13 protein-coding genes are annotated in these 13972 nt (G+C 37.0%); 11 read left to right on the forward strand and 2 right to left on the reverse strand.

Annotated features, from left to right (window positions below):
• Nucleotides 1–2: 2 nt before the first annotated feature.
• The 10 genes from F3H01_RS01130 (at nt 3) to lpxD (ending at nt 10205) form a co-directional block, all read left to right on the forward strand.
• Nucleotides 3–2255 (forward strand): coiled-coil domain-containing protein, encoded by a 2253-nt coding sequence (locus F3H01_RS01130; protein ID WP_149724556.1) that lies wholly within the window; start codon nt 3–5, stop codon nt 2253–2255.
• The gene (locus F3H01_RS01135; RefSeq protein WP_149724557.1) at nt 2252–2959 is read left to right on the forward strand and encodes a tRNA1(Val) (adenine(37)-N6)-methyltransferase; all 708 of its coding nucleotides are present in this window, start codon (nt 2252–2254) and stop codon (nt 2957–2959) included. The genes F3H01_RS01130 and F3H01_RS01135 overlap by 4 nt, the downstream gene beginning before the upstream one ends.
• On the forward strand, nt 2956–3321 hold the full coding sequence (locus F3H01_RS01140; RefSeq protein ID WP_149724558.1) for a YkgJ family cysteine cluster protein: 366 nt from the start codon (nt 2956–2958) through the stop codon (nt 3319–3321). The genes F3H01_RS01135 and F3H01_RS01140 overlap by 4 nt, the downstream gene beginning before the upstream one ends.
• Nucleotides 3300–4565 (forward strand): tetratricopeptide repeat protein, encoded by a 1266-nt coding sequence (locus tag F3H01_RS01145; protein WP_149724559.1) that lies wholly within the window; start codon nt 3300–3302, stop codon nt 4563–4565. The genes F3H01_RS01140 and F3H01_RS01145 overlap by 22 nt, the downstream gene beginning before the upstream one ends.
• On the forward strand, nt 4562–5347 hold the full coding sequence (trpC, locus tag F3H01_RS01150; protein ID WP_087577099.1) for an indole-3-glycerol phosphate synthase TrpC: 786 nt from the start codon (nt 4562–4564) through the stop codon (nt 5345–5347). Before F3H01_RS01145 ends, trpC begins: the two co-directional genes overlap by 4 nt.
• Nucleotides 5347–5829 carry an HIT family protein gene (locus F3H01_RS01155; RefSeq protein WP_021091390.1) on the forward strand — a complete coding sequence of 161 codons (483 nt, stop codon included), beginning with the start codon at nt 5347–5349 and terminating at the stop codon, nt 5827–5829. Before trpC ends, F3H01_RS01155 begins: the two co-directional genes overlap by 1 nt.
• A complete protein-coding gene (mnmH, locus tag F3H01_RS01160) occupies nt 5816–6823 on the forward strand; it encodes a tRNA 2-selenouridine(34) synthase MnmH (protein ID WP_087577098.1) in 1008 nt (335 codons plus the stop codon). The genes F3H01_RS01155 and mnmH overlap by 14 nt, the downstream gene beginning before the upstream one ends.
• 270 nt (nt 6824–7093) lie before the next feature.
• Nucleotides 7094–8788, forward strand: coding sequence for an acetolactate synthase large subunit (locus tag F3H01_RS01165; protein ID WP_223155312.1), 1695 nt, complete (start codon nt 7094–7096; stop codon nt 8786–8788).
• Nucleotides 8789–8790: 2 nt separating this feature from the next.
• The gene (ilvN, locus tag F3H01_RS01170; RefSeq protein WP_223154400.1) at nt 8791–9252 is read left to right on the forward strand and encodes an acetolactate synthase small subunit; all 462 of its coding nucleotides are present in this window, start codon (nt 8791–8793) and stop codon (nt 9250–9252) included.
• Nucleotides 9252–10205 (forward strand): UDP-3-O-(3-hydroxymyristoyl)glucosamine N-acyltransferase, encoded by a 954-nt coding sequence (gene lpxD / locus F3H01_RS01175; protein WP_149724561.1) that lies wholly within the window; start codon nt 9252–9254, stop codon nt 10203–10205. Before ilvN ends, lpxD begins: the two co-directional genes overlap by 1 nt.
• A 147-nt stretch (nt 10206–10352) precedes the next feature.
• Here lpxD and F3H01_RS01180 read toward each other — a convergent pair whose 3' ends face one another.
• Nucleotides 10353–11549, reverse strand: coding sequence for an acetate kinase (locus tag F3H01_RS01180; RefSeq protein ID WP_149724562.1), 1197 nt, complete (start codon nt 11547–11549; stop codon nt 10353–10355).
• 1 nt (nt 11550) lies between these two features.
• The gene (gene pta, locus F3H01_RS01185) at nt 11551–12918 is read right to left on the reverse strand and encodes a phosphate acetyltransferase (RefSeq protein ID WP_149724563.1); all 1368 of its coding nucleotides are present in this window, start codon (nt 12916–12918) and stop codon (nt 11551–11553) included.
• A 68-nt stretch (nt 12919–12986) separates the two neighbouring features.
• Between pta and flgH the strand changes: the two genes are divergently transcribed.
• Nucleotides 12987–13694, forward strand: a complete 708-nt coding sequence (gene flgH, locus F3H01_RS01190; protein ID WP_107691226.1) for a flagellar basal body L-ring protein FlgH — start codon at nt 12987–12989, stop codon at nt 13692–13694.
• The last annotated feature ends 278 nt before the right edge of the window (nt 13695–13972 follow it).

Below are 13972 nucleotides of genomic sequence, written 5' to 3' on the forward strand. Positions count from 1 at the left end.
GCTTGATAAATAAAATTTTACTAGCTATTTTTTGTTTGATAGCTGGCTTTTGCCTATCGTTTTTTAAATCTCCAAAAGAAGATGAGACACCAAAAGATACTAATCAAACGATTTATTCTATAAATTTTGATAATTTGCCAGAAGAAGAGAGACAAAAATACATCAGTAAAGACGATCTTTACGAATATGGCGGATATATAACTCCAAAAAGCTATATCCAAAATTTTACTGAAACGAACGATCAAAATTTATCAAATGATGTAAACGAACTTCAAGAACAAGTTCGTGAGCTAAGTAAAAAAAATAAAATTTTAGCTACTGATAATGTCGATATTAGCGAGAAAAATTTAGACTTTATAAGCAAAATTTCAGAGATGAAAAAAAATATAGAAAATGAAAAAAATGAGATAGTTGAGAAAAATCAAAAGACGCTAGGCGAGCTTGAAGCACAACACTTTGAAAATATACAAACTCTCACAAAACGGCTAAATGAAGCTCAAGCTGATATGATAGAGAGCTCAAAAGCCTATGAAAAAAAGATAATAGACCTTGAAAATGCGATAAATGAGGCAAAAAATGGTGATGAAAGTAAGGTAAAAGATATCGAAGCAAATTTTGCTAAATTTAAAGAGGCAGCTGAGGCAAATTACACAGCTTTAAAAGAGCAAAATATAGAGCTAAATACGACGCTGGCTCAAAAAGACGCGCTAATAAAAGAGTATGAAAATACTCAAAATGAAAAAGATAAAAACGAAAAAAGAGAAATTTTGCTTTTAAAAGAGGAGATCGAGCGAGCAAAAAATGACGCTAAGACACAAAAATTTAGCTATGAAAAAGAGATAAACGCTCTAACTGATGGCTTTGAAACGCAAAAGAGTGTTATGGAGGATGAGCTTTCAAAAAAGGCAAATAAGATAATTGATCTTGAGGAAGCACTTGAGTCAAGCAAGACCGCCTTAAAAGATAGAATTTATGAGCTTGATGAGATAAAGAAAAATTTAAACTCAAAAGATTTGGCAGTTGAAAACTATAATGGTAAAAATTTAGAGCTAAACGCCTCTCTTGCGGCACTTCATAAAAGTTTTAATGATCTAAAAGAAAAAAATCTTAAAAGTGAGCAGGAAAATAAACTCGCAAATGAAAATATAAGCTTGCTTAAAAAAGAGCTTGAACGGATAAATTTGATAAATAAAAAGCTAGAGAAGCAAAATTTAGATGCAAATGCAAGTTTAAGTGAGCTAAATAAAAAGCTAAATTTAAGTGAAGAGAGCTTTAAAAATGCACGAGATGAGCTAAAGACGCTTGATACAAAGACAAATAAATTTTTAAAAACTTTGTTTGAGCAAAATCAAACTATCTCTTTGCAGACTCAAAAGCTTGGTTTAAATGACAGCGAGTTAAAAAATTTAAGTGCAAAGATAAACTTAAAAGATGAAAAGATAAAAGAGCTAGAAAATAATCTCACGCAAACAAGTCAAATGCTAGCAGCAAAGCAAAGTGAGCTAGAAGCTCAAAAAAGGACGCTAAAGATCGATATGCAAAATTATGAAATTTTGCGTCAGCAAATAAATATTTTGCAAAAAAAGATAGCTGATACATCAGCTCTTTTTGCTGATAGTAATAAAAGTGGTGGTAAAAATTTACTAAGCTTACAAAATGAGCTTGAAAGCGCAAAACATAAGTTAAACGAGAGCAATAAGACGATTGAGAGGTTAAATTCTAAAATAAATGAACTTAGCTCATCTAGCGTAAAAGGAAGTCCAGTAAATGCCAAAATTATCGAACTTCAAAAAGATATCGAGCAAAATTTAAATAGGCAAGATGAGCTTGAAAATGAAAATGTGAATTTAAAAAATATCTTGCAGGCGACAACTAAGCCAGAGACGCCAACAAAGCTAGTTTTGATCTCTAGTCTTGAGTGTGATGATATGGATGCAAAAGATAAGGTTAGCGTGATGTGCAAGAATAGAGTGAGCGAATTTTTGCAAAGATTTAACTCAAACTACCTTTATGAGATAATTCCGATCGTAGATAAGAAAAATTTTGTCATCCCATCAAATGTGGCGCAAAGCATCAAAAAAGACGATCTTGGCAGGCTAAATAACTATGTAAATTATGGCGTTGGTAAAGAGCGCGCAAAGGCAGCAGCCGAGCTTATAAAAGAAGAATTTGGCGATTTTGCAAGGATCAGCTTTAGCTCAGAAGTGATCGTAAAAGATGTCACGCGTGGCTTTATCATCAAGGTTTATAGATGATCTTGACTCAGCTAAAAAGTGGCTATCGCTACAACAGCGATACGCTGGTACTTTATGATTTTATAAGCTCAAGTTTGAAAAATTTTTCAGGCAGGATTTTAGACGTTGGCGCAGGGTGCGGGATACTTGGGCTTTTGCTTAAACGCGACTTTAAAAATTCCAGCCTAAGCTTGCTTGATATCTTGCAGATAAATGGCGAAATTTCTAAATTTAATGCCAGCAAGAACGGCTTGGAAGCAGAAATTATAAATGCTAATTTTGCGAATTTTAAAGATAGTGAGAAATTTGACCTCATCGTATCAAATCCGCCATTTTATCACGAGGGTGCAAAGCAGAGCGAAGATGAGCATATAAAGGCTAGTAGATACACAAGCTCTTTGGGTCTAAAAGACTTTATAAAAGGTATAAGCATAAATTTAAAGCCTCACAAAAGGGCATTTTTTTGCTATGCACCTGATGATCTTAGCCAGATCGCAATGTGCCTAAAAGAGTTTAAGCTAAATTTAGTAAACCTAAAATTTATTCATACAAAGGCAGATAAGCCAGCAAATTTGGCCTTATTTGAGGTGAGAAATAATTCAAACTCAAAGCTAAAAATTTTGCCACCTTTAGTGATGAGTGAAAATGGCTCGCATACAAAAGAGGCGATTGAAATTTTTAAAAAAGCTGATACAAACAGCGTTGATTATCAGGGGCTAGCGTGAGGGTGCAAGGCTTTAACTATGAGTTTGATGCTAGTTTTTGCGAGAACTGCGGTGGCAAGTGTTGCACGGGAGAGAGTGGCTACACTTGGATAAATGAAGAAGAAATTTCAAAATTTTGCACCGCATTTCATATGAGTAAAGATGAGTTTGAAAAGCAGTTTTTAATAAGAGTTGGGCTAAGGTGTAGCATAAAAGAGAAGCCTTATGAAGATGGCTTTGCTTGTGTATTTTTTGATGAAAAAAATAAAAACTGCTCAGTTTATGAGCTAAGGCCACAGCAATGTAGGACTTTTCCATTTTGGGATTATTTTAAAAAAAATTTAAAGGAGTTAAAAGCAGAATGCATTGGCGTAAAATTTTAGTAATTTTTATGAGCGTATTTTTTAACTCGCAGCTACTTTTGGCTGATGATAATAAAAGTATAAATTTACGTCTAATGCAGGCTTTATTGTTTCAAGATAGCGGAGATGTGAATGCTAGCATTCAAGCTTACTCAAACATTTTTAAAGATACAAATCAAAAAGCTTATTTAAAAGAGGCGATCAAACTCGCCTTTGCTACAAAAAATGAAAATTTAGATGCTTTGATAAGTGAAGGCGAAAAAAGCTTAAAAGACGACAGCGATTTTATACGTATAAAGGTGGCAAATTTAGTAAATCTTTCAAAGCTAAATGAAGCTAAAAGTTTAATGCAAGAGCTTGCTACAAAAGAGCCAAATGCTCAAAATTTACTAATGCTTGGCACTATTTGTATGATGCAAAATGAGGCAGCAACAGCCTTAAAATACTTTGAAGAGGCATACTCACTAAAGCAAGAAGAAGAAAACTTGCTCCGCATCGTTGATATTTTGATAAATCGCATGGATAAGATAAAAGACGCTACAAAATATCTTGAAAATTTTAGAGATGAACAAGGCTGCACACTAAAGACTTGCGAGCTTTTGGCTGAAATTTACTCCCAGCAAAGAAATTTCCCAAAAGTGATCGAGCTCTTTGAAGAGCTTTATGAGCTAAATCACGATACTTCATATATTGATAAGATCGTGCAGTTTTTTATCTATGATAAAAATTACAAAGCAGCAATTGAAATTTTAAAAAAATATAGCTACAACGATGTGGCACTTATGGATCTTTATGCGGCAACTAGTAATTTTGGTGACGCATACATACTTGCTGTTAAAATTTATAACGATAGCAGGGATTTAAATTTTTTAGCAAAAGCCGCGATTTACGAATACGAGATGAATAAAGATAACTTGAACGAACAAAAAATGGCTGAAATTTTAGATAAATTTGAAGCTAGCGTGCCAAAGCTAGAAAATGATATGTTTTTTAACTATTATGGCTACTTGCTGATAGATCATGATATTGACCCTAGAAAGGGTATAGAGCTTGTGCAAAAGGCACTTGATATCTCGCCTGATTCGCCTTATTACGAGGATTCGCTAGCGTGGGGATATTTTAAGCTTGGTGAGTGCAAAAAGGCAAAAAGCATTATACAGCATGCGATGAAAGATGTTGATTTTAGAGCTTCAAAAGAGGCAAAAGAGCATTTGCACCTAATAGAGCGCTGTATAATAAATCTAAACAAAAGGCTTAAAAAATGATACTTGATGAGATAATAAAAAAGACTAAAGATGATCTTGAAAAAAGAAAAATAGACTTCCCTGAGGAGTGGCTTGGTCGCTCGCTAGCGTACAATCCATACGTGCCAAGAGATGTTTTAAATGCACTTAGAGCAAGTCAAAATGAGCCTATAAGAATCATAGCCGAGATCAAAAAAGCAAGCCCAAGTAAGGGCGTGATAAGAGAAGACTTTGAGCCGATAAAAATAGCCCAGGAATACGAGCCATACGCAAATGCTTTTAGTATCTTGACTGAGCCACATTGGTTTAAAGGCGATATTGAATACATCACGCAAGTTCGCCGCTACGCCTCAAGGCCGATCCTTAGAAAAGATTTTATCGTTGATAAGTATCAAATTCTTGAAGCTCTTGTTTATGGGGCAGACTTTATCTTGCTCATCGCAAAAGCACTAACTCAAAACGAGCTAAAAGAGTTTTTAGACTACGCTCATCATTTAGGTCTTGAAGTTTTGGTTGAAACTCACGATGCGAGTGATGTGAAAAAAGCTATCTTTGCAGGAGCAAATATAATAGGTATAAATCACCGAAATTTAGATGATTTTACGATGGATATGAGCCTTTGTGAGAAGCTCATACCACTTTTGCCAAATGGCAAGATAATAGTCGCTGAAAGCGGTCTTTACGAGCATGAACAGCTTAGAGAGCTAAGTAAAATAGGCGTAGATGCTTTCTTGATAGGAGAGCATTTTATGAGACAAGATGATATAAAAAATGCCGTCAAAAAGATAAAGGAGGGCGAGTAATGCAGCACCTTTGTGCCCCTTGGAGAAGCGAATACTTTAGCGCTAAAAAAGATAGCTGTGTTTTTTGTGATGTTATAAACTCAGATGATGATGATAAAAATGGCGTACTTTTTCGAGCTAAACATTGTTTTGGGATTATGAATTTATATCCGTATTCTCCAGGGCATTTTATGATAATACCAAATCAGCATACCGACAAGATCGAAGAGCTTGATGAGCAGACTTGGTTTGAGATGAGTAAATTTGTAAGGCTTGGAGTTGAAATTTTAAAAAAAGAGCTTTATGCTAATGGCGTAAATATAGGTATGAATTTAGGCAAAGCAGCGGGAGCTGGGATAGCTGAGCATGTGCATTATCACCTTGTGCCAAGGTGGAGCGGAGATACAAATTTTATAACCACTATCTCTGATGTGAGAGTAAATGGCACACCATTTCATCCACTTTTTGAGAAACTAAAAAAGGCATTTAGTGCCGTTATTTGAGCTTGATGTAGAGCAGTGGCTAGAGAAAAGAAGCTCTTTTGAAATTTTAATAGACGCAAGATCGCCACATGAATTTTTATATTCTCACATAAAAGATGCCATAAATTTATATGCTTTAAATGATGCAGAACATAAAGAGGTAGGCACGCTCTATAAAAGCGATAGATCCCTAGCAAAGAGCCTTGGCGCAAAATATATCTGCAAAAATTTACAAAATATCATTGATGAGGTTTATAAAAGAGCCAAGGTTGGTTCAGCTATTGGTATCTACTGCGCTAAAGGCGGGCTTAGATCAAATTCTATTGGCTATGTGCTAAGCATGATAGGATATAGAGTTTTTAGGCTTAGTGGTGGCTATAAAGCTTATAGAAATCACGTTTTAGAATTTCTAAATCGACCTTTGAGCACGAAATTTATCACTCTTTTTGGAAATACTGGCTGCTATAAAAGTAAGCTAATAAGGGCTCTAAGCCCATCAATAGACCTTGAAGCTATGGCAAATCATTTAGGATCTGTCTTTGGAGCGATAAATGGCGCGCAGCCAAGCCAAAAAAGCTTTGAAGATGCGTTGTTTGAAAAGCTCATCACGCTAAAAGATAAAATTTGCTTTATTGAGGGTGAGAGCAGAAGGATAGGCTCATTAAGCTTGCCAAAAAGTCTTTATGAGGCTATGCGTAGTGGCATAAATGTCGAAGTGAGCGCAAGTTTAGAAAAAAGAATTTCTTGTATAGTGGATGACTATAAAAGTGTGGATAAAGCTTTTTTTGACGAGTGTATAAAGAAAATTTCGCCATTTATCGATAAAAAAGCTAGAGATGAAGCTGTGGCTAAATTTAATGAAAATGACATTGCTAAAGTAGCTGAAATTTTACTAACAAAATACTACGATAAAGTCTATAAGAAAAATGAAAATATTAATGTTTTTATAAATTCTGATGACTTTGACGAGGCCGTTAAAAAGCTAAATGATATAAAAAATGAAGCAAAATTTTAGGCTTATTTTAATTAAAAAATTAAGCCTAAAATTTATACAAATGAGTTTTAGCTCTTAAAATTTTATAATCTTTGCTCACTTAAATTTATCAATTTTACTAAAAATAATATGTTTAATTTTATGTAAAATATTTTGTATTATTCTTCTAAGCTAGTTAAAAATTTTTCAAGAAAATCAAAGCAATACCTAAATTTCGCTAGAAAGTTAAAATGGATTTAAAATGCTTTGGGATATAATCTGCGATAAATTTATCAAAAGGCTAAAGTGATGATAAAACAGATTTCTGGTTCACAGATGATAAGCGAGGCCTTGCACGAAGAGGGCGTTGAGATAGTTTTTGGCTATCCTGGCGGTGCAGCTTTAAATATCTACGACGAAACATACAAGCAGACTTATTTTAAACACGTTTTGGTTCGCCACGAGCAAGCAGCCGTTCATGCGGCCGATGGATACGCTAGAGTTAGTGGTAAAGTTGGCGTTGCTTTTGTGACAAGTGGCCCTGGCTTTACAAATGCAGTCACTGGCCTTGCAACAGCTTATAGTGATAGTATTCCTATCGTGCTTATAAGTGGTCAAGTGCCAACATTTATGATCGGCACAGATGCTTTTCAAGAGATCGATGCAGTCGGCATTTCACGCCCCTGTGTTAAGCATAACTTTTTAGTTAATAGCGTTGAAGAGCTACCTCGTATCATAAAAGAAGCCTTTTATATCGCAAGATCAGGCCGTCCAGGACCGGTTCATATCGATATCCCAAAAAATATCACATCAAGACTTGGAGATTTTGTATATCCAAAAGAAATTTCTATCCCAAGTTACAAACCGACCTATAAGGGTAACTCAAAACAGATAAAAAAAGCAGCAGTTGCGATAAATGAAGCTAAAAGGCCGCTTCTATACATCGGTGGTGGTGCGATCGCATCTGGAGCTAGCAATATCATCCGTAAATTTATGAAAAAAACTGGCATCCCAGCAGTCGAAACGCTTATGGCTCTTGGCGTACTTGACGCAAAAGATGAGCTAAATTTAGGCATGGCAGGTATGCATGGTAGCTACGCTTCAAATATGGCACTTAGCGAGTGTGACCTTCTCATCTCGCTTGGAGCTAGATTTTGTGACAGGATCACCGGCAGGACGGACGAGTTTGCCAAACATGCAAAGATTATCCACATCGATATCGATCCAAGCTCCATCTCAAAGATCATAAATGCCCACTATCCAATCGTTGGCGATCTTGCAAACGTGCTAACTGAGCTTTATGAAGAAGTCAATGCAAAGCCTGAAAACTACGCCCCTTGGAGAGAAATTTTAGATAGATATTCTAAACTAAATCCACTTGGCTACACAGATAGCGACAAGGTCTTAAAACCGCAATGGGTTATCGAAGAGACCGCAAAGATAGCAGGAGCTGATGCGATAATCTCAACAGATGTCGGACAGCACCAAATGTGGGTGGCGCAGTTTTATCCGTTTAACCGAGCAAGACAGCTTGTCACAAGTGGTGGACTTGGCACAATGGGATTTGGCCTCCCTGCAGCGATCGGCGCAAAATGTGCAAAACCAGACAATCTTGTTATAAATTTTACAGGCGATGGCTCAATACTTATGAATATCCAAGAGTTAATGACGGCTCATGAGATAAATATGCCAGTTATAAACATCATTTTAAATAACAATTTCTTGGGTATGGTTCGTCAGTGGCAGACATTTTTTTATGAAAAACGCTACTCATCAACTGATCTTAGCTTGCAGCCTGATTTTGTAAAGATCGCTGAAGGATTTGGCGGAGTTGGCTTTGTTTGCAAGAGTAAGGATGAGTTTAGAAAGGCTTTAAAAGAAGCGATCGATAGCAAAAAATCAGCGATGATCGACGTTAGGATCGACCGTTTTGAGGATGTGCTTCCTATGGTTCCAGCTGGAGCCGCGATTTATAATATGATATTAAAGAGCAAGGAAGAAAAATGAGTATCAGAAGAACGATTTCGGTTATAGTTTTAAATGAACACGGCGTTTTGGCTAGAATTTCTGGGCTTTTTGCGGGCAGAGGCTACAATATCGATACACTCACAGTTGCTCCAATACCTGAGAGCAACTTCTCAAGGCTAAGTATCGTAACAAGTGGCGACGAGAGAGTTTTAGAGCAGATCGTAAAGCAGCTTCATAAGCTCATACCAACGTATAAAGTCATAGAAAGTGGCGAATTTGTCGAAAAAGAGATGGCGCTCGTAAAAATTCCGCTTGGTGAAAATTTTGCAGGCCTTGAGGCCATACTAAAGGCATACAACGGCATCGTGACAAACACAAATGAAAACTACATAGTCGTCATGGTGGCTGATGATGCGAGTAGGATAGAGAGCTTTTTAAAATCTATAAAGAAATTTAACCCAGTTGACGTCGTACGCGGCGGATCTGTGATAATGGATATATGATGAAACTAAGTGAAATAGCTTTAAAAGTAAACGCTACTTTTAGCGGAGAAGATATAGAAATTTTTGCCTTAAATTCTTTAAAAAATGCAAATAAGGCCGAGCTAACATACTGCGATGGCGAGAAAAATGCAAAATTTATAAGCAACTCAAATGCTGGAGCCATATTGGTGGCAAAATCGCTTTTAGACTTGGTGCCAGTTGGCATGGTCGCACTTGTGTGTGACAACCCGCACCTTGCATTTGCCTTGCTTAGCAAAGATTATGCAAAGCCGCTATTTTGCGAGCCAAAGCCATCAAATATAGCTCCAAGTGCTACTATTATGCCAAATGTCTACATCGGCTCAAACGTGAGTGTTGGTGAAAATACGATAGTCATGGCTGGGGTATTTTTGGGCGATAATGTGACTATTGGCAAAAACTGTATCATCCATCCAAATGTTGTCATTTACAATGACTGTGTGGTTGGAAATGAGTGTCACCTGCTAGCAAACTGCGTGATCGGAAGTGATGGCTTTGGCTATGCACACACAAAAACCGGTGAGCATGTGAAAATTTATCACAACGGCAACGTTGTCCTAGGTGATTTTGTCGAGATCGGAGCTTGTACGACGATAGATCGTGGAGTATTTGAAAGTACCGTGATCGCAAACTACACAAAGATAGATAATCTCGTTCAAATAGGCCACAACTGTGAGCTTGGAAACGGATGCCTTATAGTCTCGCAAACTGGCCTTGCTGGCTCAACGATACTAGGCAGAAACGTTGTCATGGGCGGGCAAAGTGGCTCGACTGGACATGTAAGTGTGGGTGACTTTGCACAGATCGCAGCACGTGGTGGTGTTAGCAAGGATTTGCCTGGCGGTAAAAAATACGCTGGTGCTTATCCGATAATGGAGCTTTCAGATCAGTTTAAACTCCAAGCAAAAATTTTGAGATTTTTTAAGAAAAATTGATTGCAAGCTTTTGCGAGTTCAAAGTCGCAAAAGCTTTTTATCTCGTAGCCTAAAAATGCTAATTCTATTTTAAAACGAGCTAGACTTAAAAATTTATATGTTAAGTTTGGCAAAATACAAAATAACTATTTTATTTTAAACATCTATTTATTTGGATTTGTTCTCTTTTATTACTCTAGCCGTTTCTATTGCGATTTCTAGCTCTTCATTTGTTGGTATGATAAGTGTTTTTATCTTAGCGTCATCCCCATCTATGCATCTCTCGCCTCGCATGTCTTGGAAATTTAGATCGTGATTTATGTGAATGCCAAGATGTTTTAATTCATCACAAATTTTTTGCCTTGTATTTGGTGCATTTTCGCCAATACCGCCGGTAAATATGAGCGCATCAACGCGTCCTAAAATGGCGTAGTATGAGCCAATGTACTTTTTCACTCGGTAGCAAAACATATCAAAGGCAAGCTTAGCTCGCTCGTCGTTTTGCATCTTAGCTACAACCTCTCTCATGTCACTTGAGCCACAAATTCCAAAAAGTCCGCTTTTTTTGTTTAAAAAGTTATCTATCTCGTTCCACTTTAAAACGCCGATATTTAGCAGGTAAATGACCACAGCTGGGTCCATATCGCCGCTTCTTGTACCCATTATGAGCCCTTCAAGCGGGCTAAGCCCCATCGAGGTGTCGATACTTTTGCCATTTTGTACCGCACAGGCTGAGGCGCCATTTCCTAGATGAAGTGAGATGGCATTAAATTTATCAAATTCTATACCAAGCATTTTGGCCGCTTGCTTGCAAACATATCTATGTGATGTGCCGTGAAAGCCGTATTTTCTGATATGATGAGTCTTGCAAACATCGTATGGTAGGGCATAGCGGTAGGCGTACTCTGGCATGCTTTGATGAAATACCGTGTCAAAAACGACCACGTGAGGTACGTTTTTGCTCTCTTTCATCGCATTTTTGATGCCAGCAAGGTGCCCTGGGTTGTGAAGTGGGGCAAGCGGACTTATCTCCTCGATCTTTTTGATGACGCTCTCATCAACGATCATCGAGCTAAAAAAGCTCTCGCCACCGTGAACTATCCTGTGTCCGATACCATCAAGCTCGCTTAGATCGTGCAATGTGTGTGATGTAACAAAAAGCTCGTTCATCGCCTCAAGTCCGTCATGGTGGTCTTTTATAAAGCGTTTTATCTCATAGGTTTCGCCATTTGCTTTTAGTACCGCCCTTGAGCTGGAGCTACCGATTTGCTCGACTAGACCGCTTGCTAGACTGGTTTTGGTATCCATTGCAAAAAGTTGAAATTTTATTGAGCTACTACCCGAGTTTAAAACCAAAATTCTCATATTATTCTCCTGCTTGTATGGCGCTGATTAAGATAGTATTTACCACGTCTTCAACGAGGCAACCGCGGCTTAGGTCATTAACTGGCTTTTTTAATCCTTGAAGTATTGGACCCACAGCTAGAGCGTTTGCGCTTCGCTGAACTGCTTTATAACAGATATTTCCGCAGTTTAAATTTGGAAAGATAAAGACATTTGCATGCCCAGCTATATCAGAGTTTGGCATTTTTTTACTAGCCACACTTGGCTCGATAGCTGCATCAAACTGAATAGGTGCTGCAATTTTTAAATTTGCGTCAAGCTCAAGTGCTTTTTTAGCAGCTTCTTTTATAAACTCCACATCAGGCCCACTTCCGCTATCAGCTGTAGAGTAGCTCAGCATAGCGATCTTTGGACTAAGGCCAAATGCACTTGCTGTTTGAGCGCTACTTAGCGTGATGCTAGCAAGCTCATCTGCGCTTGGATTTGGCGTGACGGCACAGTCTGCAAAGAGCAAAATTTCTTCTTCAAGTGCCATGAAAAATGCCCCGCTTACCACACTTACATTCGGTTTTGTTTTTATGATCTGTAAAGCTGGACGGATCGTATCAGCTGTGCTCATCGTAGCGCCACTTACTAAGGCATCAGCCAAGCCTTCATAAATTAGCATTGTGGCAAAGTAAATTTTATCTTTTGCAAGCGCATTTGCCTTGACTTCGTCCATACCTTTATGCTTTCTAAGCTCATAAATTTTCTTTGCAAATTCATCTGTCAGCTCGTTTTGTGCTGGGTTGATCACTTTAGCTTTGCTTAAATTTAGCCCAAAAGCAGCTGCCTTTTTTGAAATTTCGCTTTCAAGTCCTAGTAAAATGATATTTGCCGCATCTTTTTCTAGTACGATGTGAGCAGCTCTTAAGATCCTCTCATCATCGCTTTCTGGCAAAATAACGGTCTTATTTGCCATTTTAGCTCTTTTTAGAAGCAAGCTTTGAAATTTAAAAGGAGTGACAATCTGGGCTTGATAGTTTAAAATTTCATCGATCTTATCGGTGATTAGAAGCTTTGAGTTTGGATTTAGTGCTTTTAGTTCACTTACATGTTCGTCAAAAATTGGTGTGTTTAAATTTCTTGCTAGCTTTAAATTTAGCTCGCTTTTACCAAAGATACTAAAGCTCTCACAGCCAAGAACTATAACAAAATCGCTTTTGGCTTTTAACTCTTCAAATTTATCTATAAATTTTAGAAAAAATTCTTTTTCATTTGAGTTTATTAAGTTATTTTTATCATTTTCATCTGGGATTATTTTAAAAATCTCAACTTTTTTGAATTTTGTAGCTATAATTTCTTGCAGATGTGCTAAATTTTTGTCTGTAAAAACGTAACAACTTTTCATTTGCGACCTTTTTAGGAACTTAAATTGCTTAATTCTAGCACAAAGATACTTATTTTAAGGCATTTTTTATGAACCATAAAACGATTTGGCTCGTCTTATCTGCGGGCATTATTTGCACTGGCTGCACACCAAGCGCTGATCCTCATATCAATATGAAACCCCCAGTTTATGTCGAGCAACTCCCTTCAAAAGATAGTGGAACCGGACAAAGCAACGCTGGCAGCCTCTTTGGAAAGGGCGAAAATCCTCTTTTTTCAGATAGAAAAGCGATGAATGTAAATGATATCGTGACTATCGTTATCTCAGAAAATGCAAGCCAAACTTCAACTGGTAGCAAAAGTACCAACAAAGATAGCACCGTTTCGCTTGGCGGAGGTGTATTTACGGCTGGAGCCGCTCCACTTTCAAATATAGCTGATAATCTAAACAAATACGGCGACATCGGCTTTAAAGCAGGTGGTGGCAATAAATTTACAGGAAGTGGCACGAGCAACAGAAGCGAGAAATTTACCGCAACCATTTCAGCTAGGATCATAAAAATACTAAATAACGGCAATTACTTTATCGAGGGTAGCCGCGAGCTACTTATAAACGGCGAAAAGCAGATCATGCAAGTAAGTGGCGTTATCAGACCTTACGACATCTCACAAAACAACGAAATCGACTCAAAATATATAGCTGATGCCAAAATTTTATATAAAACCGAGGGTGAGCTAGACAAATCTACCAAAAAACCTTGGGGCACAAGGCTCATGGAGGCCATCTGGCCATTTTAATGCAACTTTAAAAGCCTAAATTTCATCCATTTGGGCTTTTAAAAATTTTTATCTCAAAAATTTCTCTCGCCTTAAATATGCTAAATTTTTAGAAATTATTAAAAATTATAGTTGATATTTACTTTCAGAATAATATGCTTAAAATATTGAAGATTCATCAAAATAAAATAAAATTTCTCAAAATATTATTTTTTATATTTTGAAAATATATCGCAAAAAAAGGGATTTTAAATTTTTTAGTTAAAATTTATTTAATTATAAATATTAATTTTATAAAA

This window comes from Campylobacter concisus, from assembly GCF_902460875.1.
Lineage (GTDB): Bacteria > Campylobacterota > Campylobacteria > Campylobacterales > Campylobacteraceae > Campylobacter_A > Campylobacter_A concisus_AA.

Bases quoted from the DNA above. Each gene is read 5' to 3' on its own strand.
- F3H01_RS01180 (WP_149724562.1), bottom strand. From the start codon at position 11,549: ATGAGAATTTTGGTTTTAAACTCGGGTAGTAGCTCAATAAAATTTCAA.
- F3H01_RS01135 (WP_149724557.1), top strand. From the start codon at position 2,252: ATGATCTTGACTCAGCTAAAAAGTGGCTATCGCTACAACAGCGATACG.
- pta (WP_149724563.1), bottom strand. From the start codon at position 12,918: ATGAAAAGTTGTTACGTTTTTACAGACAAAAATTTAGCACATCTGCAA.
- lpxD (WP_149724561.1), top strand. From the start codon at position 9,252: ATGAAACTAAGTGAAATAGCTTTAAAAGTAAACGCTACTTTTAGCGGA.
- F3H01_RS01145 (WP_149724559.1), top strand. From the start codon at position 3,300: ATGCATTGGCGTAAAATTTTAGTAATTTTTATGAGCGTATTTTTTAAC.
- flgH (WP_107691226.1), top strand. From the start codon at position 12,987: ATGAACCATAAAACGATTTGGCTCGTCTTATCTGCGGGCATTATTTGC.
- F3H01_RS01155 (WP_021091390.1), top strand. From the start codon at position 5,347: ATGCAGCACCTTTGTGCCCCTTGGAGAAGCGAATACTTTAGCGCTAAA.
- trpC (WP_087577099.1), top strand. From the start codon at position 4,562: ATGATACTTGATGAGATAATAAAAAAGACTAAAGATGATCTTGAAAAA.